Here is a 21,481-nt window from a genome sequence, read left to right as displayed (position 1 = left end):
GGGGCAATCTGAGTTGGCGGGGCGAATGGGGCGCAGTTTATCAGGGATGCTTATTGGGTGTGGGAGAGCCGTGTGCTGCGCCTTGAATCGCCTTGAGTTTCGTATACACCCCATGGCTGATTTTGGCCCATGGTGCCGGCTGGCCAGCAGCGCCTGTTGGACACACGGTCTCAGGCATAACCAGGCAACCAAGGCTCTTGCTCGATTGCTGTAACGTCTCCCTCGGCCAATAAACGCCACAACTCCAGGATCTTCCCCTCTGGAACGTGCTTCATGTGACGAGGCTCGCCGGACTCCAGATTCTCAAAGATTACTATTCCTGACAGGCGCACAGAAATGCACCAGTCTGACTCGTCAGTTACCGAAACCTCCCCATGCTCTTCATCTTCCGGACGCGTTTTCAGTTCGGCAAGCAGTTCAGGGAACGTGTGCGTGCCAGGGCTTGAGTTCATGGCGCCGTATCTGTGAGTGACGTGATAGCTCATATTTATCTCGTATACACCTAACGCCTGCCAGGCGACTCGATTTGAAAAAATCCAGCATAGCATTGGCCATTCTCGGGATTGCTGGAGCCGGCGAAGAAGCGGCAGGGCGTCAGTGCGTGGATATCGTGTTGGTACGAGAGTGGTGCAGGCGGATGGCGGCGGGAGAGGCGTATATCGCGCCTCCCATCAAGTTGTGTGTTGGCTGAGTTCACCTCGAATAAGCATTACGTCGCGGCAAACTGTGTTCGGCGCGAATGCTGTTCTCACTGAATTTCTTGCTCGCCGAATCACCAAGGCCCGTGGCGCGGTTTTCTTCCTTGATATTGCTGCCACCCAGGTAAGTGCCGCGCAGAATGCGATAGGCATGCACCAACTCGTGGGCCAAGCCAATAAAACTCGTTGAGTCGTCCTGATAACTCATCCCGGTCGGAATCCCTTGGGCGTTCAGCGCAAGGCTGGAGTAGGGGTTCCAGGTCACTTCGACACTGGTGCCCGGCCCCTTGAAAATCCACTTTTTCAACGCATCGGTGGCATTGCCCACGGAGGCGCACGTGTTAGCAGTCTCCGAATAGTCGCTGGCGATGGCCGTTATCTTGATGGTCTTACCGGAACTTGGGCCGCAGAGTTCGTTGATTTCCCTGAGCAGGTCGCGACCCGTGTTTCTCGACTCGATCGTTTGCAGCGCTGAAATCAGATGGTTCATAAACTCCAGGCTGGCTGATTCCAGGGTGATGTTCGGGAAAGAGCTGTAGTTTTGGATCATCACCGCTGTTCCTTATAAGCATGAAATGTCTACTGGAATAACACGTGCGTGCGACCCTTTATTCCATTAGGCGATGTGGCGGCAGTGAGGGGGCTCTAGATCCAGATCGGCACAATGGACGCCACCAGCAGCGCCCCCAACAGCCTGTTCAGCACCCGCCATTGCCGTTCGCTTTTCAGCTGCCGCGACAGCGCCAGCCCGGCGCCGCACCATAGCGCCAGCGAACACATGCACGACACGCCAAACACCAGGCTCAGCAGCAGCGCCAGCGATGCAGGCCCCTGTGTCAGCGAAGCAAAAGACGCGGCAGCACTGAGCGTCATTGCCCAGCCTTTGGGGTTTTGCAAGAGCATCCAGATGCCCGTCAGAAAACTCGCAGGTTGTTCGCTGACCGTAGCGCTGCCCGGTTTTCCTCGTTTGGCGATCTGCCAGGCGAGCCACAGCAGATAAAGCGACCCCATCAGTTTCATCGCCAATTGCAGCGCCGGAGCGGCCAGGATCAGGCTGCCGAGCCCGCCAGCTGCGGCTACAGCCATCAGTGCCAGGCCGAACGAGATGCCTGCCAACAGTGGAAGTGAGCGCACCCAACCGAAGTTCGCGCCGGAGGCTGTCGCCAATGTGGTTGCGCCGCCGGGGCTGAAGGTGGCGACCATCACGAAGAGTAGAAGGGGGAGTATTGAGCCAGGCATCAAGAGATTCCTTAAGAGGTTCTCGACTTAATAGCCCGATGCCACGTAGCACGAAAGCTAATGTTTGTGATGCTTTAAATTAGGAAAGCTAATGCTATGCAGACGCTCGACTTGGTACTCCTGCGCAGTTTCATCGTAGTCGCCGAAAAGCGCAGCATGACAGTGGCGGCGCAGCACCTGCACGTGAGCCAGGGCGCGGTCAGCCAGCAGATGCGCCGACTGGAAGAAGTACTGGGCGCAGCATTGTTCATCCGCGATCGTCGCACGCTGCGCCTCGCGCCACTCGGCGAGCGCCTGTATACCAAGGCCCAGCAAATGCTCGCCCTCAACCAGCAGATTTTGGCGGAGGTAAAGGGCAGCACCCTTCAAGGGCGAGTGCGCCTCGGCGTGCCTTACGACCTCGCCGGCGATTGGATTGCGCCAATCCTCAAGGCGTTTATCGAAGCGAATGCGCAAGTGGAGCTGACACTCAAATGCGCCTCATCGGTAGAGCTGAGAGCGGAAGTCGACAAAGGCACATTGGACCTGGCCATCATTGAAGAAGCCGCCGCCAGCGCCAGCGGCGAATGCCTTGTGATCGATCGCCTGGTATGGGTGGGCGCCAGTGGTGGCACGGCTTACCTGAATGAACCGTTGGCGGTCTCCCTCGTCGCCGAGACCTGTGCATTTCGCGAGCCTGTGATTGCGGCTTTGGACGGGCAGGACCGACAGTGGAAGATGGTCTTTGATAACGGCAACCTTGAGACCACGCGAGCGATGGTGGGCAGTGACCTGGCCGTGTCGGCGTGGTTGAAGTCGGCGGTGCCGTTGGGGTTGGAGGTGTTGCCTGCGCAGGCGCAATTGCCGGAGTTGCCGCCGTTTGTGATTTCGTTGGTGAGGGCAAAAGGGACGGCGAGTGGCGCGGTTGGGGAACTGGTGCGGGGGATTCGTGAGTATCTGGATCAGGCGTGACTCTTATCCCTTTTCCAGGATGCACTTGGGGCGCAGCAGTCAAGGAATCGTCTGGGCTTGATATCCGCCGGGATTGAAGAAGACAGAATTGGGTGAGATTGGTAGCATTCAGCCACTAGCCAATTTACGACAGCATAGGGAAGTGAGCTGATGAGCAAAAAATGGATAGCGGGCGTTCTTGCAGGCGTGGGAATGCTGACGAGTTCTCTGAGTGCGGTAGCGGCGGACACCTTGTTCAAAAACTACTTGTATGGCGCTCCTCTCGCGAATTACGAAAACGCTGAAAGCTACTACGATTGTTCTGAGGACGTCGGCGGGGTGGCTTTCTGCATTGATGATGTGGATTTTATCGGGCACAAATTTACGGCAGCCCTGGCCTTTTCGAGCGCAAAGCTGATCTCCGTTACCTTGGTCAGCCCCTACGATTCTGATTTGCATTCGACGGCCATTGGTTCTTTGGCAAAAACCTTCAAACTTTCTCTACTGTCCGATGACCGATCACAGTTCGACGTCGTTCAAGCAACGGCCCAGGCACGTACCCAGGATGAACTGTCTGCGAAGCTTGATAACTTTGAAGGTGCCGCTACAACAAACGGCGGGTCAATTACCTACACTTTCTTTGAAGGCGTCGATAAGGGTAAGAGGTACTCGACGGCGACCAGCCAGCTTGGCGCACTGCCGGATAATGTTCGGGCGGCGGATTTGATGGTGAGTGGTGAGGGGAGTGAGATGGTTGTGTTGATCAGGTTTAGTATGCCGAAGTTGGAAACGAATAAGGTTGCTGAGGCGTTGAAGAAGCCGATTGAGGCGTTTTAAAATTAGGGGAGAGGGCCGGACTGATCCCAATACCACCACTGTATTTATATTTAGATTTATTTTTCATCTGGGCTAGGGCTGTTTCTATGCATGGAGGTGCATGTGGTTCGTTTAAAGAGTATTGAGATATTTGGCTTTAAGTCTAGTAATCGCATAGCTAGAGCTGTATTTTCCGAAGCGAATGTCTCAGTAGTTTACGGTCCCAATGGGTGTGGTAAGACAAGCTTTTTAAAAGTTTTACATGGGGTAATGGCTCAGGATGATACTGCACTTACACAGAATTCTGTCGAGTCGGTCCGCATTGTAATATCTACGTATGGGGACGAAAGTGCGATTTCGGTCGTAAAGAATGCGGAAGGCGCTTTCGTTTGGGATGAAATATTAAATTCTGCTCTGGGATTTACCAAGTCTCTTTCTCTTGGTGTGGATCGGGGGATTACTAATCAGGCAGTTAAAACGGATCCTGCACTGATTCTAGAATTTTTTAGACATCCAAGACGTCGAGCTTATCTTTCTTCGGAGTTTCCAATGTTTCAGGTCGCGGAGGACTTGGCAGGTTATCTACGACACGCACAAGCTGCAAGGTATCGCTCTAGAAATAATGAGGTAGATTATGAGAAGCGTCACCTGTACCTTCAAAACATAAAAATTGAAAATATCGAAGAGCTGCTAGTAGATCGGTTTAGGATAGCTCGGATGATGGCCACGCGAAAAATTCAAAGTGCTTTGTTCGATACTTTGTCAGTAGCTATTAGTTTGGATGAGCAGCCCTCGCGAAATGAAAAATTACCTTTGGATTTTGAGCAGCGCTTAGTAGAAAATCGTGCGCGCATTATTGAGGCGCTAGACGATGGATCTGAAAACCAATTTAAATCAAAGGTTATAGAAACGCTAGATACTATATCTCATAGCGACGGGATTGATAAGATTAGACGGCATCCAATTTTGAGTCAGTTATTCCTCAATATTATCGAGGAGCTTGAAATGGAAAAATTAAAGCTGAGTTCTATTAATTTCTTGATTGATACTTTCAATAGTTATTTGATTGAGGGGAAACGTTTGGTCGTTAGTGGGAAGGAAGCCAAAATTGTTGTTTCTGGTGCTGAGCACAGTATTAACGACCTTTCTAGTGGTGAGAGACATATCCTGACGTTTTTGTCTTTGGTTTTATTTCAGGGCGATGGTCGTGACTTTCTTATTATTGATGAGCCAGAAATCTCTCTAAATATAACTTGGCAGCGCGAGTTGATGGGTTTATTTTCCAAGTTGGTTCCCAATACGCAGATTATTGTCGCATCACATAGCCCTTCTCTTGTTAGACATAATCAGGACTACTTGACTGAGTTGTCGGTTGAGGTGCTGCCTTGAAGGCTGCAATGCTTTATGATGTTGAGGAGGTTTATTCTCAGTCAATTATGACTAAGATGCCGATAATAATAGTTGAAGGTGTTGACGATGTGCCTCTGTATGATCGAATTTGTAATAGTAAGTCAAAGCGAGCGTCAGTATTTGCTGTAGAGACTTTAGAAGGCTTTGGTCAAGGCTGTATAAGCCTTATAAAGGCAATGGATAAAGTCAAGGGGTTGCCTGAGTCGAAGTTTGATCCGCAAGATTTCATTGCTGGCATGATTGATAAGGATGTGCGAGATTTTCGAGGGGAAATTCCACGAAATGATCTGGTGTTTGTATTGAGGCATTATTCGATAGAAAGTCACTTTGTATTTCCTGATATTTTGGAAAGCCTTCTTGCATATTCTACTCGTACAACCTCTGATCTTCGATCTCCCGCGTTGATATCGTCTATTGCTGATTGCGTTGGTCGATCTTTTGAGGTTTTATATTTAGCTTCACTTGAAGCATTAAAAGGTGCGCTGGATCCAACTTATTTTTCTGATGTTAGTTATTCGTATCCTTATGGGCGAGTGAAGGACTTGGCGCTTATAAAAAAGATAAAGCAAAAAGAAGCAGATCTTCTTAACTTTGCTGAGCTTCATGGTCTTCAATTTGATTTGCACTCGCTGAGAATGATGTCGAGAGGTAAGTGGCTCTTGTCCGTGTTTTGTGAAGAGGTTGAAAGGGCAATTTTAGAATTGCCTGCATCCTGCAAGGCTGGTGCGGTTGCTAAATGTCAATTTTGCGTTGCTGTCGCTCATGAACAATGTCTATATAAACTAAAAGATGGAATTAGCGGGAAGAATTTAAAGATATTTGCAATGCAACATACGGATATGCCTAGTTTTGACTATATTCGATCAAAAGTAGATTCTATGTACGAAGCTGTTCATGGCCTTTGAATGCGTAATTTGTTGAAGGTGGGGTAGGAAAAAATATCTGTGAGGATATTTCCTACGCTTTTCTCGGCTTGCCCCTCAGACCTCCCGTCACTAACCTTCTCTGGCCGCTGCCAACCCAGCGGCCGGATGTGGAAGTCCGACCAAGCTGAAGGCGCTCAATCGCCCATAAACACCTACCGGCGTATTTTTACGTCTGTATGATTGCTTATGGCGGCTGTGCGCGGGGCACTTCGGTGCGCCGGGTCCTTTAGCCCTGGTCTTCCACACCTGCGTACAGCTGCCACCCTCATGTGGAAGTGAGATTGGTAGTTCCTGACATTCTAAAGGAGCTCCGCCATGTACAAGGTCACACCTAATCCGCCGCATGCTTCAACTGCATCCGTCGACGCCAAGCTTCAAGCCGCAGCCCAACGAGCAATCCATCATTACCTGCCTCCCTCTGACGAAGACGCCGACGAACCTGTCGACCCCCCAACCACCAACCTCTTCTCCGTCAACCCCAACACCGACACCGAAACCCTGCTCGCCAACGCCTCCGAAAACCTAGCGTCCGCCAACCAAATGGCCGCCACCCTGGCTTTCGACCTCGACGACGCCCAACGTGCCATCGTCCTCGGCATCCAGCAGATCATCGATTTAAGCGCTCTACTCGTCGACCGAGCCCAGGAGCAAGTCGCGCCTGCCATCTGCGCGACAATCGACTGACACCGCACCCCGCCGCCTTATCCCAAGGCGGCAACCTGAACTCGTCCTGTCCCCCTGCAAAGTTTCATCATCTCCCGCCCATTTGAGGCCTACGATCACTCTCAAGAGGGGACCCTCGCACCCCCAGTCCATAGGGAGTTGAAAACATGATCTCGAATCTCGTCAAAGTGGTGATGATTGCCGGTGCTGTGCTGTTGAGCGGCTGTTCGTCTTCGTCCGCCGTGAGCAGTGACCCTTGTTTTGCTCAGGGGTGCCAGGCGTTTGGGGATCACAGCCCGAACAAGGCGGCCAAGATGAGTTTTGGTGGCGGGAGTGGGTTGGGGAGCAGTTTTGGGGAGTATGGGGCGGGGTTGATGCATGACGACTGATAGATCGTAGGGCTGCTGCGCAGCCCAGCGGGAGCAAGCTCCCTCGCCACAGGTGGGGGAGCTGAACCCTGATATTTAGGCTTGGACGTGGGCTGAGCCGAGGATCAGCCGCAGGCCTAGCGCGCCCATGACGAGGCCTGCGGTGCGGTCAAACCAGTGCTTTGATCGCAGGTATGCCGCGCGCGGCCGTTCCGATGAGAACGCCAGCGCCACTACGGTGTACCAACCGGCCTCGATCGCAAAGATTGCCGGCAGCAACACGGCGAATGTCCAGACCGGGGCGTGCGCCGGCAGGAACGCCGCGGAAATACTGCCGTACACAATCGCCGCTTTTGGATTACTCAGTTGCGTCACGGCCGCGAGGGTGAAGGATTTGCGCGCGCTTTGTGGGCGGCCGTCGGCGGTGGTGGGGACGACGATGGGGCTTTTCGCCGAGCGCCACAGTTGCACGGCCAGCCAGACCAGGTAGGCGCCGCCGAGTATTTTCAGGATCACGTACAGCCATTCAACCTTGGCCAGCAGGGTTTGCAGGCCGAACAGGCCGAGCCCGCCGTACACCACGCCGCCGACGCCCATGCCCATGGCCGCCGCGAGTGCGTCGCGGCGCGACAGGGCGATGGCGGTGCGGGTGACGAAGACGAAGCTGGGGCCTGGGCTGGCAGCGCCGATGGCGATGGCGCCGAGAATGCTGAGCAGGGGGAGTGTGATGTCCATGGGGCCCTTCGTTGATTTGTGGTTGTTGAATCAACAAAACGCGTCAGGGCCCGTGTTTATTCCATCAGTGCCCGCCTTTCATGCGCCTTGCGATCAGAAAGAGGCCCAGCCCGATCAGCGCGGTAGCGGCGCCGATGTAGCCGGTGCTGGTCCAGCCCAACCCGGCGGTGATCGCCATGCCGCCCAGCCACGGGCCCAGCGCATTGGCCAGGTTAAACGCGGCGTGGTTGGACGCCGCCGCCAGGCTCGGGGCTTCGTGGGCGATGTCCATCAGGCGGATTTGCAGCGGTGCGGCCATGGAGATCATGGTGCCGACCAGGGCGATGCCGAGCAGTACGCCCCACAGCGAGCTGGCGGCGAAGGTGAAGAACAGCAGCACGGCCATCGACCACACCAGAATCCAGCCCACGGCGCGAAATTGCAGGCGGTCGAACAGCTTGCCGCCGGCGATGTTACCGATGATGGCGCCCGCGCCGAACGCGGCGAGGCCGGCCGGGATCCATTGCGGCGAGACTTTGGTCACTTCGAGCATGGTCGGCGCCAAGTAGCTGAACACGCAGAACATCCCGGCAAAACCGATGGCGCCAATGGACAGGGCCATCCACACCTGGGGTTTGGTGAAGGCGCGCAGTTCTTTGCGCGGGTCGCTGCGTTGTTCGTCGTGGCGGTGGGGCACGAATTGCCAGACCAAGGCGATGGTGCACAGGGCGATCACGCTGACCAGTGCAAACGCCGAACGCCAGCCGAAGTACTGGCCGAGGAAGGTGGCGATGGGGTTGCCGAGCAGCATAGCGAGGGTCAGGCCCATCATCACGCGGGCCACGGCGCCGGCGCGTTTGTCGCCCGGCACCATGCTCGAGGCGACGACGGCAGCGATGCCGAAGTAAGCGCCGTGGGGCAAGCCGCTGATAAAGCGGAAGGCTACCAGCGAACCGAAGCTCGGGGTGAAGGCGGTGGCGAAGTTGCCGAGGGCATACAGGCCCATCAGCCACAGCAGCATGTGTTTGCGCAGCAGCTTGGCGCCAAGGATGGCCAGCAACGGCGCGCCGACCATCACGCCCAAGGCGTAGGCGCTGATGGCGTGGCCGACTTGCGGCTCACTCAAGTTCAAATTGTGCGCGATCTCGGGCATCAGGCCCATGATGGCGAACTCGCCGGTACCGATCGCGAAGGCGCCCACGGCCATGGCAGCTTCCATTTTGGCGGCGCTGCGCGCGGGCAGCACAGGCCCGGGTGTTTGCTGGATAGTCATGGGTAACTCTGTGTGAGGGGGTTGCACGAAGGACAGCTGCCGATGCTACGCAAGCGGTGGCGAAGGTGTCTAGAACAGCCTTTTACCCGAGAGTTCCGGGCCTGTGACCCCAGGTCGCGCCTGTCAGGCTTGACACTGGCTCGGAAAAGTCCCGTTTTAGAGCTGTCAATTGGCCAAACGACGCATAAACGTTGTTCAGCGTGATATTCTGCGCGCCGTCTTGGTCTAGTCTTTCTCCGGTGCGTACACCCGTATACGTCCCGGTGGTTGGCTGTCGCCCAGGTAGCTGAAGCCAATAATGATAAGAAGTCAGCGCAGAAGGGACAAAAACAGTGAGGTCGACTCGTCGGCCTTGTGTGCCCACCCTGCGGCCTTGAGGAATCGGGCGGTAGGGCGGATGGCGTTTTATCATAGGTGCTACTGATGTTTAAAAAAGTAAACACTGCCCTGCTGGGGCTGGCTTTGTCGATGGGGATCACGTCCGTTCACGCGGAAGAGGCAAAGAAAGTCGATGTGCTGCTGATCGGCGGCGGCATCATGAGTGCAACCCTGGGTGTATGGCTCAACGAGCTGCAGCCGGACTGGTCGATGGAGATGGTCGAGCGCCTTGATGGCGTGGCCGAAGAAAGCTCCAACGGCTGGAACAACGCCGGTACCGGTCACTCGGCCCTGGCTGAGCTGAACTACACCCCGGAAGACAAGAACGGCAACGTTGAGATCCCGAAAGCGGTCGAGATCAACGAAGCGTTCCAGATCTCCCGTCAGTTCTGGTCCTGGCAGGTCCAGCAGGGCGTGTTGAAGAACCCGCGTTCGTTCATCAACTCCACTCCGCACATGAGCTTTGTGTGGGGCGATGACAACATCAAGTTCCTGAAAAAACGCTATGAAGCCCTGCAAGCGAGCCCGCTGTTCGCCGGCATGCAGTACTCCGAAGACCCGGCTGTGATCAAGAAGTGGGTTCCGCTGATGATGGAAGGGCGTGACCCGAACCAGAAAATCGCGGCCACCTGGACCCCGATCGGCACCGACGTGAACTTCGGCGAGATCACCCGCCAGTTCGTTGCTCACCTGCAAACCACGCCGAATTTCGACCTGAAACTGTCGAGCGAAGTGCAGGACATCACCCGTAACGCCGACGGTTCGTGGCGTGTGAGCTACAAAAACCTGAAAGACGGCACCAAGACTGAAACCGACGCCAAGTTCGTGTTCATCGGCGCCGGCGGCGGTGCACTGCACCTGCTGCAGAAGTCGGGCATTCCGGAAGCCAAGGACTACGCGGCCTTCCCGGTCGGTGGTTCGTTCCTGGTCACCGATAACCCAACCATCGCCGAGCAGCACCTGGCCAAGGCCTACGGTAAAGCTTCGGTAGGCGCACCGCCGATGTCGGTTCCGCACCTGGACACCCGCGTGCTGGATGGCAAGCGCGTGATCCTGTTTGGCCCATTCGCGACCTTCTCGACCAAGTTCCTGAAAGAAGGCTCGTACCTGGACCTGCTGACCAGCACCACCACCCACAACATCTGGCCGATGACCCGTGTTGGCGTGCGTGAATACCCGCTGGTCGAGTACCTTGCTGGCCAACTGATGCTGTCGGATGACGACCGCTACAACGCCCTGAAAGAGTACTTCCCGAACGCCAAGAAAGAAGACTGGCGCCTGTGGCAAGCCGGTCAGCGCGTGCAGATCATCAAGCGTGACGAGGAACTGGGCGGCGTCCTGAAACTCGGCACTGAAGTGGTCAGCTCCGCCGACAACTCCATCGCCGGCCTGTTGGGTGCATCGCCAGGCGCGTCCACCGCGGCTCCGATCATGCTGACCGTGCTGCAGAAGATCTTCAAAGACAAGGTCGCGACCCCTGAGTGGCAGGCCAAACTGCACCAGATCGTCCCGAGCTACGGCACCAAGCTGAACGACAGCCCGGAAGCCGTTGCCAAGGAATGGGCCTACACCGCTGGTGTCCTGCAACTGACGCCACCGCCAGCCATTCCGCAACTGGCGGCGCCTCAGGCCACCGAGGCTGCCAAGCCTGCGGCTGAGCCGAGCAAGCCGGCATCTGACCTGGCGCTGTAAGCCAAGCCTGATGTGAAAAGCCCGCTGAACCGGTAACGGTCAGCGTGCTTTTTTGTACCCGGCATTCAGACCTTGAAGTGCCGGATTTGCTCGTGCAGGTGCAGGGCCAGTGCGTTGCCGGTATCGCACAGCAAATACAGATGTTGCGCGGGCAAAGGCGGGAGGTCCGGCAGATGCTTGAGCCCTTCGCCCATGCGGCTTGGCTCCATCAACCCCACGGCCACACCACTGCGCACGCAGGCTTCGACGGCGGATGAATTGGGGCTTTCCAGCAGCAGTCGATGGTAAATCCCGTGATCCTTCAGCGCCTGCAGGGCCGCTGCGCGATACGGGCAACCGACAATGGGCACGGTGACGGGCAGCGGCGCGTTAGACGGGTAGTCGAAGTGTTCGGCTGCCACCCACAGGGGTTGCACGGCGCCCAGGCGTTCACCCTGAGCCAGCGGCTGGGCGCTGACGATGATGGTCAGGTCCAGATGGTTGGCCGTGAACAGGTTCAGCAATTGGCCGCTGGTGCGGGCTTCGACTTCCAGCTCCAACAGTGGGTTGTCAGCAATCAACCGAGGCAAAAATGCCTGGATAAAGGCCGGCGCATAGGTGTCCGGCACGCCCAGGCGGATCTTGCCCTGCATGCGCTGGGGCATCAGCGAGATCAGCAGGCGGTCATGGCTTTTGAGAAATTCGGTGGTTTCACCCAGCAGTTTCCTGCCGTACGGCGTCAGCTCCACGCCTTGATTATTGCGGCTGAACAGGCGCTGGCCGATCTGTTCTTCCAGCTTTTGAATCTGCGTGGTGACGGTGGAGGCACTGCGGTGCACGTGTTCGGCCGCTTCATTGAAACGCTGAAAGCGCGCCACCGCGTGGAAGGTTCTCAACAGGTCGATATTCAGTTGTTTGGCCATGATTCTATTTTTACGGATTAGTGCTGCCAATTATTCAAATATACAGAAGCATGCGCGGCCCCTAGCCTTGGCGTCAATTTACACAGACGGGAGGCGGCATGAAGCGATCGACCCTGGGGCGGTTTTTGCTGCAAGGTGCATTTGTGCTGTCGTGGAGTTCAGGCTACATCGGCGCCAAGCTGGGCACGCAGGACGCAGGGGCGTTCAACCTGCTGTTCTGGCGGTTTCTGTTGGTGGTGGTGTGCCTGGGCGTGTACTTGAATGTCAGGTTGCTCCAGGTGACGTGGGCGCAGGTGCGCCACTACGCGGTAGTCGGTTTTCTTTCGCAGTTTTTATACTTGAGCTGCCTGTATGTGGCGATCCAGAACGGCTTGCCCCCTGGCATCGCGGCGATCATTGCAGCGCTGCAACCGCTGATGACGGCGGCCCTGTCCACGGGCAGCGCAACCGAGCGCAGCGGTGGCTGGCAGTGGGCGGGGCTGATGATCAGTTTTGTCGGCGTGGCGGTGGTGATCGCCGGCCAGTACAGCAGCGGGCAACGGGTCGGCCTGGTCATGTACTGTCTGCCGCTGGCGGCCGCGTTGGGGCTGACGCTGGCGACCTTGTATGAGCGCCGCACCGTACAGCCCAAGGGCGGTGGCCTGGTGTTGCCGTTGTTCATCCAGTCACTGCTGACGTTGATCGGGTTCACCGGCACGGTGCTTTACACCGGTACGCTGAGCATTCCCCGTGCGCCAGACGTGCTGATTTCGATTGTCTGGCTCACGGTGTTGTCCACCCTTGTCGCCTACTTGAGCCTGTGGATGTTGCTGCGTGTAATGACCGCGACCCACGTGGCTGCGCTGGTCTATCTGGAGCCGCCGGTCACGCTGGTGTGGGCGGCGCTCATGTTTGGCGATGTGATTCATGCGTCGACTTATGCCGGGATTGCGGTCGTTGTCGCGGGGCTGCTGCTGGTGCGCCTGAAGCGACCGGCCGTCGTCTGTGCGTCTTGAGCCTCGTGGGTTCAGCAACCGGACAGTCAGCACCTGTTAAAAAGAACCCAGAGCCGAGCAGGAGCGAGGCTGAGACAAGGGGGCATTTTTTACTGGTGTATTTGTTGGGCGCTGACGCCCGAGGGTTTTGTATGTTGCTACGTTATGCGGCAATGGCGGCGGTAGTCGTCGCGGCATCCGGGTGTGTGCAAGAGCGTGTGGTGCATGAGCGCGGGCCGGTGCAGCGTGAATATGTGGAAGTCGTCGCGCCGCAACCGCCGCCGGTGCAGATAATCGAAGTCGAGCCCGCTGCGCGTTACGGCTATGTATGGTCGCGCGGTTACTGGCGTTGGGAAGGCGGGCGTTACGTGGCGGTGCACGGCCATTGGGAAGCGGTGCGTGAAGGCTACCGTTATGTGCACCCGCATTGGGTGCAGCGCAATGACGGTTACCACTGGCAGGGTGGTGGCTGGGTTCGCTGAAGCCTAGATCGGCTTCTGGGTACCCAGTAGCCGAACCTCCCGCAGCAGCGCGGCACCGAGCTGATCGCTGCCCAGCTCCTGATAGCCCACCACCTCTGTCGCACCGTTCCCTTCCGCTTGAATGATGATCACCGGCGTTTCCTTGCCGGTGGCCTCATCGACGTGCAGCGCGTACTGCGGAACATCCACGTTGATCGGCGTTCCCGCCGGCTTGCCTTGCACATTGATCAAAAACGCCGCGCAGCCGGTGTCGATATCCTGGCTGGTGGCGGGGCGGCCGCTGACGAAGCAGGTTTTCGGCAGGTCGGGCCAGACAATGGCGTCGGCCAGTGCCAAGGTCGGTACCAATGTCAGGCAAAGGGTCAGGGCTGTTCGCACGTTGATTTCCCGGAGGTTGATCGGCGTTCACGCAGATGACGTGAGAGGCCTAAAGGTTACGCGAATCGGGAAATAGAGTGCCAGCCCGCTTAATCTGCTTTCGATGCAGCGTCGGCGCAGGCTTGCGTCATCTGTCGGAGGCTGACTGAGGTTTCAGGCCGTTTAATCAAGCCTTTGAGCGCCATAACACTCAGGTCTGCGGTTCTGCTGTGCGCGATATTAATCGGCCGGTTGTTCTCTTTCGGTAGGTGATGGTCTTTCACTGATCAAGATTCCCTGAAGTTTTTTGTGGATGCAATGAGTCGCGGCTGTTGGTAAAACCATAGCCCGACTCTTCCCCTCAACACGCCTGAAAACGACGACAAAGAGATACCGCATATGACCGACCGCCACCTCATCATCCCGCCCGCCATGCAATCCATTGTCGAACGCGCTGGCTACGTGCCCGCCGTCAAAGTCGGCAAGACCCTCTACTGCGCCGGGCAGGTCGGGCGCACACCACAGCTGGCGGTCATCGAAGACCCCGAGGCGCAGTTCATCGCCGCTTGGGAGAACCTGCGGGAGGTATTGGAGGAGGGGGGGTGCAGTTTTGACGACGTGGTGGACATGACCACCTACCACGTGAACATGAGCCAGCACATGGCGGTTTTTCGTGAAGTGAAAAACCGCCTGTTCCCACGCGGGCATTGCGCCTGGACGACCATCGGGGTGTCAGAGCTGGCGCACCCCGGATTGCTCGTGGAAATCAAATGCGTGGCGGTGCAACGCTAGTTATTGCACCACTCGGTAGCACGGCACATAGGCCGCGCCGCCCGGCAACTTCATGCGGTGCTGGGCGACGAAGGCCTGTAGCAGCTCGTCCAGCGGTTTCATGATCGCCGGGTCGCCGTGAATTTCATACGGGCCGTGCTGTTCGATCAAGCGAATACCCTTGTCCTTGACGTTGCCCGCCACAATCCCGGAGAACGCACGGCGCAGGTTGGCCGCCAGCTCGTGGGCTGGCAGGGCGTGGCTCAGTTGCAGGCTGGCCATGTTTTCGTGGGTCGGGTCGAACGGGCGCTGGAAGCCTTCGTCGATCTTCAGCAACCAGTTGAAATGAAACGCATCGTTGCGCTCGCGGCGGAACTGCTTCACGGCCTTGAGCCCGGCTGTCATCTGGCGCGCCACTTCAGCCGGGTCGTCGATGATGATCTGGTAGTGCGCCTGGGCTGCTTCACCCAGGGTGGCGCCAACGAACGCGTGCAACTGTTGCAGGTACGGCGCGGCCTGTTTCGGCCCGGTAAGGATGACCGGGAACGGCACGTCGCGGTTGTCCGGGTGCATCAGAATGCCCAACAGGTACAGAAACTCTTCCGCCGTACCGGCGCCGCCCGGGAAGATGATGATGCCGTGGCCGACGCGCACAAAGGCTTCCAGACGTTTTTCGATGTCCGGCAAAATCACCAGTTCATTTACGATCGGATTCGGCGCTTCGGCGGCGATGATGCCCGGCTCGGTCAGGCCCAGGTAGCGACCGCCGGTGATGCGTTGCTTGGCGTGGGAAATGGTCGCGCCTTTCATCGGACCTTTCATCACGCCGGGGCCGCAACCGGTGCACACGTCGAGGCTGCGCAGGCCCAGCTCGTGGCCGACCTTCTTGGTGTATTTGTATTCTTCGGTATTGATCGAGTGCCCGCCCCAGCACACCACGATTTTCGGCTCCACACCCGGGCGCAGCGTGCGGGCATTGCGCAGCAGGTGGAACACGTAGTCGGTGATGCCCTGGGAGTTGCTCAGGTCGATGCGCTGGCTGTCCAGCTCGTTCTCGGTATAGACGATGTCGCGCAGGGCGCTGAACAGCATTTCGCGGGTGCTGGCGATCATTTCGCCATCGACGAATGCGTCGGCGGGAGCATTCAGCAACTCCAGGCGCACGCCACGGTCCTGCTGGTGGATACGCACTTCAAAATCTTTATAGGCGTCGAGGATGGTCTTGGCGTTGTCGATGTGCGCGCCGGTGTTGAGGATGGCCAGGGCGCATTGGCGGAACAGGGTGTAGATGCTGCCGGAACCGGCTTCACTCAGTTGCTGGACTTCACGCTGGGACAGGGTTTCGAGGCTGCCCTTGGGGCTGACGGAGGCATTGATGACTTGACGTTGCGGCATTCTGGTTCCTTGAAAGCACAGCCATCGCACCCGCCAGGGGCGGCGATGGCTTGAAAATGGTGAGCGCCGAATCCGGTCGCACGAGACAGTTAGTTTGGCCGCCAAGCGGGCAGGGCGCAAACACCGTCCAGCACCATCATGCCGCAGAACTTACTGAATCAGCTTCCAGTTTTTGTAGAAAACCCGACGCAGGGTATACACCAGCCCGGCAAAACCCGAGATCACCGCGTTGAGTAAACCCGGCAGCGGGGTCGGGCGCACGATGTCGATGAACAGGCAGTAACGTTTGGCGTCGTTTTTGTTGAAAGACGCGTGCATCAGCGTGTCATCGAAGATAAACAGCGGGTCGTCGTGCCAGTAGTGCTTGTGCTTGCCCACCTGGATGTACACGCCTTCGTGGTGCGGTGCCGGTGCCATGTTGTAGAGCACACGGAACATCATGCGCAGCGGGCCGAAGTGGAAAGACGTGGAACGGTTTTCGTTGAACACCGACACGCCGATGGTCTTCACAAATGGCAGCTTTTTGCGCAGTTGCGGGATGTCGAGGGTGGTTTCGATCGGGCGGCCATACCACTGGAAGAACAACATGCCGCGCTTCTTCTCGGCCATGCGCTCGTCCAGGTAGCTGATGATTTCGTCCTTTTGCGCCATGGCGTCGTCGATCACCTGTTGCAGGTCTTCACGCCAGGCGGGCGGCAGGTCGCGCATGGTGTAGACGTGGCGGTTACGGCTGCTGACCAGGTCGAACAGGGTGTTGAAGGGCGCCAGAATCCAGGTGTTGCGGCCGTTGCCGATAAAGTATTTCTTGATCGTGTCACGGTCGTACAGGCCGTTACGCAGGAAGTCGTAAACGCCACACACCACCACCAGCAGCAAAAACACCAGGGTCGTGCGCGGGAAGCAGTAGATGAACAGCAATACCCCGAGCACCCAGGCGGCCGAGATCAGCTTCTTGCGAACAGCACTATTACTCATGAAACGAGGCTCCGGACCTGAAACATAGTGAAACATCGCTGCCATGATAGTGGGTTATAGCGATGCCGGGCGTTTTTAATAGTGCAAATTTGTGAAGGTCAGCTACAGGCTTTAACCCGCGCCTGCGGTCACTTGGCCGTTTTGTGGATTGGATTTTGTAAACGGAAGATTTGCGACTATCGTGACGCTTCGGTTTTTCAGGCGTCATAGACCGGTACGAATGAAGTTGAATGGCCACCACTGGCCGTCGACCCCTTGGAAGAGGCAGAAATTTTATGATCATCAAACCGCGGGTTCGTGGCTTTATCTGTGTGACCGCTCACCCTGTTGGCTGTGAAGCGAACGTCAAGGAACAGATCGACTACGTCACCCAACACGGCGCCATCGAAGGCGGCCCAAAGAAGGTGCTGGTCCTCGGCGCTTCCACCGGTTACGGCCTGGCCGCGCGCATCAGTGCTGCGTTTGGCTGCGGCGCCGACACCCTGGGCGTGTTTTTTGAGAAAGAAGGCGAAGAAGGCAAGCTGAGCTCCGCCGGCTGGTACAACAGCGCGGCGTTCGAGAAGTTTGCCGTTGAAAAAGGCCTGTACGCCAAGAGCATCAACGGCGACGCGTTCTCCGACGAGATCAAGCGCCTGACCATCGAAACCATCAAGAAAGACCTGGGCAAGATCGACCTGGTGGTCTACAGCCTGGCCGCGCCACGCCGTACCGACCCGCAAGGCGTGGTGCATAACTCTACCCTCAAGCCAATCGGCAAGGCTGTGACCCTGCGCGGTATCAACACCGACAAAGGCGTTGTGGTCGACACCACCCTTGAGCCGGCCACCCAGGAAGAAATCGACGGCACCGTCAAAGTGATGGGCGGCGAAGACTGGCAGCTGTGGATCGACGCCCTGCGTGACGCCGATGTACTGGCCGAAGGCGCCAAAACCACCGCGTTCACCTACCTCGGTGAAAAGCTGACCCAGGACATCTACTGGAACGGCTCCATCGGCGAAGCCAAGAAAGACCTGGACAAGAAAGTCCTGACCCTGCGCGACAACCTCGCCGCACTGAAGGGCGACGCCCGTGTGTCGGTACTCAAGGCCGTGGTGACTCAGGCGAGCTCGGCGATTCCGATCATGCCGCTGTACCTGTCGCTGCTGTTCAAAGTGATGAAAGAGCAGGGCACTCACGAAGGCTGCATCGAGCAGGTCTACGGCCTGTTCAAGGACAGCCTGTATGGCCAAACGCCGAAGCTGGACGCCGACGGCCGCCTGCGCGCCGACCTGGCCGAGCTGGAGCCGAAGGTTCAGGACGCCGTTGCTGCCCTGTGGAACCAGGTGACCGACGACAACGTCAACGAGATCAGCGATTTTGCCGGTTACAAGGCGGAGTTCCTGCGCTTGTTCGGCTTTGAAATCGACGGCGTTGATTACGAAGCTGACGTAAACCCGACCGTGAAGATCAATGGCTTGATTCAGGCCTAAAACACAGTCAAAGAATGTGGCAGCCGGCTTGTGTGGGAGCTGGCTTGCCTGCGATAGCATCGCCGCGGTGCAACTGATACACCGAGGTGACTGCATCGCAGGCAAGCCAGCTCCCACATTTGCTTGGCGTTACAACCCCACGCTCCCGCCCTTGCTCACAATCTGCCAGACTCCCTGGGCTATCAAGCCACACTTACGGAGGATCTGATGACGATTCGTGCAGTAGTTTTTGATTTCGGCGGTGTTCTGTTCGACTGGAGCCCGCAGCACCTCTACCGCAAGCTGATTGCTGACGATCACGAGCGGCAACACTTTCTCGACACCGTCTGCACCCAAGCCTGGAACACCGAGCAGGACGCCGGCCGCACGCTGGCCGACGGTACTCGCAGCCTGATCGCCCAATACCCCCAGCATGAAACCCTGATCCAGTCTTACTACGACCGCTGGCACGAAATGCTGCGTGGCCCGCTACCCGAAGGCGTGGCGATCCTGGAGGCATTGCATCACGCCGATGTGCCGTTATTCGGTCTCACCAACTGGTCAGCCGAAACCTTCCCCTATGCCCGCGCCAACTATCCCTTCTTGCAGCATTTTCGCGACATCGTGGTGTCCGGTGAGCTGAAGCTGATCAAGCCGGACCCGGCTATCTACCATGCCAGCCTCGGCCAGGTCCGCGCTCATCTGCCGGATATCCAGCCCGCTGAAGTCGTATTTATCGATGATGTGGCCGGCAATATCGACGCGGCCGTGGCCCTTGGCTGGCAGGGCATTCACCATGTGTCAGCCGAGCGCACCGCCGCGCGCCTGCGTGAGTTGGGTGTGGCGTTTTAAAGCGCCCACTGCTCCATCACAAAGTCGACAAACGCGCGCAGTTTGGGCAGGCGGTAGCGGTCCTGGCGATACAGCAGGTGCATGGGGCGGCTGGGCAGTTTGTAGGGGGTCAGCAAGGCCACCAGCTTGCCGCTTTCCAGGTCTGGTTGTACCAGGGCATCGGCCAGCATGATGATGCCCATGCCGTTGACGGCCGCCTGGCGCAAGCCTTGCGAGCTGTTGATGGTCAATGAGCCGGACACCGCGACTTCCACCTCGCCGGCATCGCCCCTCATGCGCCATAGTTTGTCGGTATCGCGCCAGTTGTCGTTCGCCGGGTAGGCGAACGCCAGGCAATCGTGCTGCTGAAGGTCTGCGGGTGTAAGCGGCGTGCCGCGCCGTGCCAGGTATTCAGGTGATGCGCAGAGGGTCAGGGTGTAGGGCTGCATGGGCCGGGCAATCAGGCTGGAGCTTTCCAGGTCGCCGAGACGGATCGCCACGTCGAAATCGCTGTCGACCAAGTCCATCCGCTCGTTACTCAGCACCACGTAGAGGTTGATCAGCGGGTAGCGCCGGGAAAATTCGCTCAAGGCCGGCACCAGGCGTTCGGTGCCGAACACGGGGGGCGCGGTGATGCGCAGGGTGCCTCTCGGGGTTTCGCCGTGGGTCTGTTCCGCCAGCAACTCGGAGTCGGCCACCAGCCCCAGCACTTCCAGGCAACGCTGATAATACTGCCTGCCAAACTCCGTCAGGCTTTGTTTGCGTGTGGTGCGTTTGAGCAGGCTGACCCCCAACCGTTGCTCCAGGGCACGCAGGTGGTTGCCGACCATGGTGGTCGACATCCCGCACTCCTGCGCGGCGGCGGTCATGCTGCCGGCCTCCACGACTTTCACGTAAACCGTCATTGCCTGGAACAGATCCATTATCAAGCCCTGGTTCAAAGTCATTGCAGGAAAGCGCAGTTTATCCAGCTGTGGTGGTTAACGATACTGCACCCATCACAACGATGCACTGGAGTTTGCCGCCATGACTGCCGCCTGCCTGATGACCACTTATCAACCCTCGGCCCTGAGCTTTACCCACGGCCTGGGCACGCGCCTGTGGGACCAGCAAGGCCGCGAATACCTGGACGCGGTGGCCGGTGTGGCGGTGACCAATGTCGGCCACTCCCATCCCAAACTGGTAACGGCCATCAGCGAGCAGGCGGGGTTGCTGCTGCACACCTCCAACCTTTACAGCATTGATTGGCAACACCGGTTGGCGCAGCGCTTGGCACAGCTGTCCGGCCTGGACCGTGCGTTCTTCAATAACTCCGGTGCGGAAGCCAACGAAACCGCACTGAAACTCGCCCGGCTGCATGGCTGGAAAAAGGGCATCGAAGAGCCCTTGGTGGTGGTGATGGAAAACGCCTTTCATGGGCGCACCCTCGGCACCATGGCGGCGAGTGACGGACCGTCGGTACGCTTGGGTTTTCAGCGCTTGCCCGGGGATTTCGTCAAAGTACGCTTTGGTGATTTGGCTGCGCTGCAGGCCATCACCGAGCAGTTCGGCCCGCGCATCGCCGCCGTCTTGCTGGAGCCGATTCAGGGCGAAAGCGGCGTGCTGCCTGCGCCGCCCGGTTATCTGAAAGCGCTGCGTGAACACTGCACGCGCCACGGCTGGTTGATGATGCTCGATGAAATCCAGACCGGCATCGGCCGTACCGGCGCCTGGTTTGCCTTCCAGCATGAAGGCATCGTGCCCGACGTGATGACCCTGGCCAAAGGCCTTGGCAACGGCGTGCCCATTGGCGCCTGCCTGGCCCGCGCCGCAGTCGCGCAAATGTTCACACCGGGCAGCCACGGCAGTACCTTCGGTGGCAACCCGCTGGCCTGCCGTGTGGGCTGCACCGTTCTGGAAATTATTGAAGAGCAGGGTTTGTTGCTGAACGCCAAGCAACAGGGCGCACGGTTGCTGGCGCGGCTGCACATGGAGCTGGACGAACATCCGCAGGTCGTTGCGATTCGCGGCCAGGGTTTGATGATCGGCATTGAACTGGCCAGCCCGTATCGCGACCTGGCCGAACGCGCGGCCAGGGAACATGGGCTGCTGATCAACGTGACCCGGGGCAAGATCATCCGGCTGCTGCCGCCGCTGACGCTGGTGGCCAAGGAGGTCGAGATGATTGTGCGCGCCATCACCCGCTTACTGGATTGAAATGCAATCAAAGTGTGGGAGCGGGCTTGCTCGCGAATGCGGT

General features: G+C 57.9%; 23 protein-coding genes. 13 read left to right on the top strand and 10 right to left on the bottom strand.

Annotated elements, in window-relative coordinates:
- Positions 1-170: 170 nt before the first annotated feature.
- The 3 genes from AB4P94_RS29355 to AB4P94_RS29345 form a co-directional block, all read right to left on the bottom strand.
- Complete coding sequence (locus AB4P94_RS29355) at positions 171-485, bottom strand: hypothetical protein (protein WP_395608573.1); 315 nt, start codon at positions 483-485, stop codon at positions 171-173.
- Positions 486-693: 208 nt separating this feature from the next.
- Positions 694-1,248 (bottom strand): M91 family zinc metallopeptidase, encoded by a 555-nt coding sequence (locus tag AB4P94_RS29350; RefSeq protein ID WP_395608572.1) that lies wholly within the window; start codon positions 1,246-1,248, stop codon positions 694-696.
- 95 nt (positions 1,249-1,343) lie between these two features.
- A complete protein-coding gene (locus AB4P94_RS29345) occupies positions 1,344-1,937 on the bottom strand; it encodes a LysE family translocator (protein ID WP_078741409.1) in 594 nt (197 codons plus the stop codon).
- A gap of 96 nt (positions 1,938-2,033) precedes the next feature.
- Here AB4P94_RS29345 and AB4P94_RS29340 point away from each other — a divergent pair, with 96 nt between their 5' ends.
- From AB4P94_RS29340 to AB4P94_RS29315, 6 genes are all read left to right on the top strand, one after another.
- Positions 2,034-2,888 carry a LysR family transcriptional regulator gene (locus AB4P94_RS29340; RefSeq protein WP_395608571.1) on the top strand — a complete coding sequence of 285 codons (855 nt, stop codon included), beginning with the start codon at positions 2,034-2,036 and terminating at the stop codon, positions 2,886-2,888.
- Positions 2,889-3,038: 150 nt separating this feature from the next.
- A complete protein-coding gene (locus AB4P94_RS29335; RefSeq protein WP_395608570.1) occupies positions 3,039-3,704 on the top strand; it encodes a hypothetical protein in 666 nt (221 codons plus the stop codon).
- Between the two features lie 102 nt (positions 3,705-3,806).
- Positions 3,807-5,072: an AAA family ATPase gene (locus tag AB4P94_RS29330; RefSeq protein ID WP_395608569.1), complete on the top strand. Its 1,266-nt coding sequence runs from the start codon at positions 3,807-3,809 to the stop codon at positions 5,070-5,072.
- Positions 5,069-5,998 (top strand): hypothetical protein, encoded by a 930-nt coding sequence (locus AB4P94_RS29325; RefSeq protein WP_395608568.1) that lies wholly within the window; start codon positions 5,069-5,071, stop codon positions 5,996-5,998. Before AB4P94_RS29330 ends, AB4P94_RS29325 begins: the two co-directional genes overlap by 4 nt.
- Positions 5,999-6,334: 336 nt before the next feature.
- Positions 6,335-6,703 carry a DUF6124 family protein gene (locus AB4P94_RS29320; protein ID WP_395608567.1) on the top strand — a complete coding sequence of 123 codons (369 nt, stop codon included), beginning with the start codon at positions 6,335-6,337 and terminating at the stop codon, positions 6,701-6,703.
- 146 nt (positions 6,704-6,849) lie between these two features.
- Positions 6,850-7,071: a hypothetical protein gene (locus AB4P94_RS29315; protein ID WP_395608566.1), complete on the top strand. Its 222-nt coding sequence runs from the start codon at positions 6,850-6,852 to the stop codon at positions 7,069-7,071.
- A gap of 75 nt (positions 7,072-7,146) precedes the next feature.
- Here AB4P94_RS29315 and AB4P94_RS29310 read toward each other — a convergent pair whose 3' ends face one another.
- Both AB4P94_RS29310 and AB4P94_RS29305 read right to left on the bottom strand, forming a co-directional pair.
- Positions 7,147-7,785 (bottom strand): LysE family translocator, encoded by a 639-nt coding sequence (locus tag AB4P94_RS29310; protein ID WP_395608565.1) that lies wholly within the window; start codon positions 7,783-7,785, stop codon positions 7,147-7,149.
- A 64-nt stretch (positions 7,786-7,849) separates the two neighbouring features.
- A complete protein-coding gene (locus AB4P94_RS29305; RefSeq protein WP_395608564.1) occupies positions 7,850-9,037 on the bottom strand; it encodes an MFS transporter in 1,188 nt (395 codons plus the stop codon).
- A 423-nt stretch (positions 9,038-9,460) separates the two neighbouring features.
- Here AB4P94_RS29305 and mqo point away from each other — a divergent pair, with 423 nt between their 5' ends.
- Positions 9,461-11,107 carry a malate dehydrogenase (quinone) gene (mqo, locus tag AB4P94_RS29300; protein WP_395608563.1) on the top strand — a complete coding sequence of 549 codons (1,647 nt, stop codon included), beginning with the start codon at positions 9,461-9,463 and terminating at the stop codon, positions 11,105-11,107.
- 65 nt (positions 11,108-11,172) lie between these two features.
- On the opposite strand, the gene AB4P94_RS29295 is transcribed toward mqo, so the two are convergent.
- A complete protein-coding gene (locus AB4P94_RS29295; protein ID WP_395608562.1) occupies positions 11,173-12,009 on the bottom strand; it encodes a LysR family transcriptional regulator in 837 nt (278 codons plus the stop codon).
- A 98-nt stretch (positions 12,010-12,107) separates the two neighbouring features.
- Here AB4P94_RS29295 and AB4P94_RS29290 point away from each other — a divergent pair, with 98 nt between their 5' ends.
- The gene (locus AB4P94_RS29290) at positions 12,108-13,004 is read left to right on the top strand and encodes a DMT family transporter (RefSeq protein ID WP_395608561.1); all 897 of its coding nucleotides are present in this window, start codon (positions 12,108-12,110) and stop codon (positions 13,002-13,004) included.
- A gap of 131 nt (positions 13,005-13,135) precedes the next feature.
- A complete protein-coding gene (locus tag AB4P94_RS29285) occupies positions 13,136-13,465 on the top strand; it encodes a hypothetical protein (RefSeq protein WP_395608560.1) in 330 nt (109 codons plus the stop codon).
- Positions 13,466-13,468: 3 nt separating this feature from the next.
- Here the strand turns inward: AB4P94_RS29285 and AB4P94_RS29280 are convergent, their stop codons facing one another.
- Complete coding sequence (locus AB4P94_RS29280; RefSeq protein ID WP_395608559.1) at positions 13,469-13,843, bottom strand: hypothetical protein; 375 nt, start codon at positions 13,841-13,843, stop codon at positions 13,469-13,471.
- A gap of 378 nt (positions 13,844-14,221) precedes the next feature.
- On the opposite strand from AB4P94_RS29280, the gene AB4P94_RS29275 reads away from it, so the two are divergent.
- Positions 14,222-14,614: a RidA family protein gene (locus AB4P94_RS29275; RefSeq protein WP_395608558.1), complete on the top strand. Its 393-nt coding sequence runs from the start codon at positions 14,222-14,224 to the stop codon at positions 14,612-14,614.
- Here the strand turns inward: AB4P94_RS29275 and ppnN are convergent, their stop codons facing one another.
- Together ppnN and AB4P94_RS29265 are read right to left on the bottom strand one after the other, a co-directional pair.
- Positions 14,615-15,988, bottom strand: a complete 1,374-nt coding sequence (gene ppnN / locus AB4P94_RS29270) for a nucleotide 5'-monophosphate nucleosidase PpnN (RefSeq protein ID WP_395608557.1) — start codon at positions 15,986-15,988, stop codon at positions 14,615-14,617. It lies immediately after the preceding gene.
- A gap of 150 nt (positions 15,989-16,138) precedes the next feature.
- Positions 16,139-16,963, bottom strand: a complete 825-nt coding sequence (locus AB4P94_RS29265; protein ID WP_016971461.1) for an aspartyl/asparaginyl beta-hydroxylase domain-containing protein — start codon at positions 16,961-16,963, stop codon at positions 16,139-16,141.
- 275 nt (positions 16,964-17,238) lie between these two features.
- On the opposite strand from AB4P94_RS29265, the gene fabV reads away from it, so the two are divergent.
- Positions 17,239-18,432 (top strand): enoyl-ACP reductase FabV, encoded by a 1,194-nt coding sequence (fabV, locus tag AB4P94_RS29260; protein ID WP_395608556.1) that lies wholly within the window; start codon positions 17,239-17,241, stop codon positions 18,430-18,432.
- Between the two features lie 207 nt (positions 18,433-18,639).
- Positions 18,640-19,263 (top strand): HAD family hydrolase, encoded by a 624-nt coding sequence (locus tag AB4P94_RS29255; RefSeq protein WP_395608555.1) that lies wholly within the window; start codon positions 18,640-18,642, stop codon positions 19,261-19,263.
- On the opposite strand, the gene AB4P94_RS29250 is transcribed toward AB4P94_RS29255, so the two are convergent.
- Positions 19,260-20,165, bottom strand: a complete 906-nt coding sequence (locus tag AB4P94_RS29250) for a LysR family transcriptional regulator (protein ID WP_395608554.1) — start codon at positions 20,163-20,165, stop codon at positions 19,260-19,262. The two genes, AB4P94_RS29255 and AB4P94_RS29250, sit on opposite strands and share 4 nt — an antisense overlap.
- A 103-nt stretch (positions 20,166-20,268) precedes the next feature.
- On the opposite strand from AB4P94_RS29250, the gene AB4P94_RS29245 reads away from it, so the two are divergent.
- On the top strand, positions 20,269-21,438 hold the full coding sequence (locus tag AB4P94_RS29245; protein ID WP_395608553.1) for an aspartate aminotransferase family protein: 1,170 nt from the start codon (positions 20,269-20,271) through the stop codon (positions 21,436-21,438).
- The last annotated feature ends 43 nt before the right edge of the window (positions 21,439-21,481 follow it).

It is taken from the genome of Pseudomonas sp. B22129, assembly GCF_044218875.1.
Taxonomy (GTDB): Bacteria; Pseudomonadota; Gammaproteobacteria; order Pseudomonadales; family Pseudomonadaceae; genus Aquipseudomonas.
This window is presented reverse-complemented; position numbering and strand designations above follow the sequence as displayed.

What these genes read in the sequence shown, in the direction of transcription:
- AB4P94_RS29355 (WP_395608573.1), bottom strand. Translation starts at nt 485, where the DNA reads ATGAGCTATCACGTCACTCACAGATACGGCGCCATGAACTCAAGCCCT.
- AB4P94_RS29350 (WP_395608572.1), bottom strand. Translation starts at nt 1,248, where the DNA reads ATGATCCAAAACTACAGCTCTTTCCCGAACATCACCCTGGAATCAGCC.
- AB4P94_RS29345 (WP_078741409.1), bottom strand. Translation starts at nt 1,937, where the DNA reads ATGCCTGGCTCAATACTCCCCCTTCTACTCTTCGTGATGGTCGCCACC.
- AB4P94_RS29340 (WP_395608571.1), top strand. Translation starts at nt 2,034, where the DNA reads ATGCAGACGCTCGACTTGGTACTCCTGCGCAGTTTCATCGTAGTCGCC.
- AB4P94_RS29335 (WP_395608570.1), top strand. Translation starts at nt 3,039, where the DNA reads ATGAGCAAAAAATGGATAGCGGGCGTTCTTGCAGGCGTGGGAATGCTG.
- AB4P94_RS29320 (WP_395608567.1), top strand. Translation starts at nt 6,335, where the DNA reads ATGTACAAGGTCACACCTAATCCGCCGCATGCTTCAACTGCATCCGTC.
- AB4P94_RS29315 (WP_395608566.1), top strand. Translation starts at nt 6,850, where the DNA reads ATGATCTCGAATCTCGTCAAAGTGGTGATGATTGCCGGTGCTGTGCTG.
- AB4P94_RS29310 (WP_395608565.1), bottom strand. Translation starts at nt 7,785, where the DNA reads ATGGACATCACACTCCCCCTGCTCAGCATTCTCGGCGCCATCGCCATC.
- AB4P94_RS29305 (WP_395608564.1), bottom strand. Translation starts at nt 9,037, where the DNA reads ATGACTATCCAGCAAACACCCGGGCCTGTGCTGCCCGCGCGCAGCGCC.
- mqo (WP_395608563.1), top strand. Translation starts at nt 9,461, where the DNA reads ATGTTTAAAAAAGTAAACACTGCCCTGCTGGGGCTGGCTTTGTCGATG.
- AB4P94_RS29295 (WP_395608562.1), bottom strand. Translation starts at nt 12,009, where the DNA reads ATGGCCAAACAACTGAATATCGACCTGTTGAGAACCTTCCACGCGGTG.
- AB4P94_RS29290 (WP_395608561.1), top strand. Translation starts at nt 12,108, where the DNA reads ATGAAGCGATCGACCCTGGGGCGGTTTTTGCTGCAAGGTGCATTTGTG.
- AB4P94_RS29285 (WP_395608560.1), top strand. Translation starts at nt 13,136, where the DNA reads ATGTTGCTACGTTATGCGGCAATGGCGGCGGTAGTCGTCGCGGCATCC.
- AB4P94_RS29275 (WP_395608558.1), top strand. Translation starts at nt 14,222, where the DNA reads ATGACCGACCGCCACCTCATCATCCCGCCCGCCATGCAATCCATTGTC.
- ppnN (WP_395608557.1), bottom strand. Translation starts at nt 15,988, where the DNA reads ATGCCGCAACGTCAAGTCATCAATGCCTCCGTCAGCCCCAAGGGCAGC.
- AB4P94_RS29265 (WP_016971461.1), bottom strand. Translation starts at nt 16,963, where the DNA reads ATGAGTAATAGTGCTGTTCGCAAGAAGCTGATCTCGGCCGCCTGGGTG.
- fabV (WP_395608556.1), top strand. Translation starts at nt 17,239, where the DNA reads ATGATCATCAAACCGCGGGTTCGTGGCTTTATCTGTGTGACCGCTCAC.
- AB4P94_RS29255 (WP_395608555.1), top strand. Translation starts at nt 18,640, where the DNA reads ATGACGATTCGTGCAGTAGTTTTTGATTTCGGCGGTGTTCTGTTCGAC.
- AB4P94_RS29250 (WP_395608554.1), bottom strand. Translation starts at nt 20,165, where the DNA reads ATGGATCTGTTCCAGGCAATGACGGTTTACGTGAAAGTCGTGGAGGCC.
- AB4P94_RS29245 (WP_395608553.1), top strand. Translation starts at nt 20,269, where the DNA reads ATGACTGCCGCCTGCCTGATGACCACTTATCAACCCTCGGCCCTGAGC.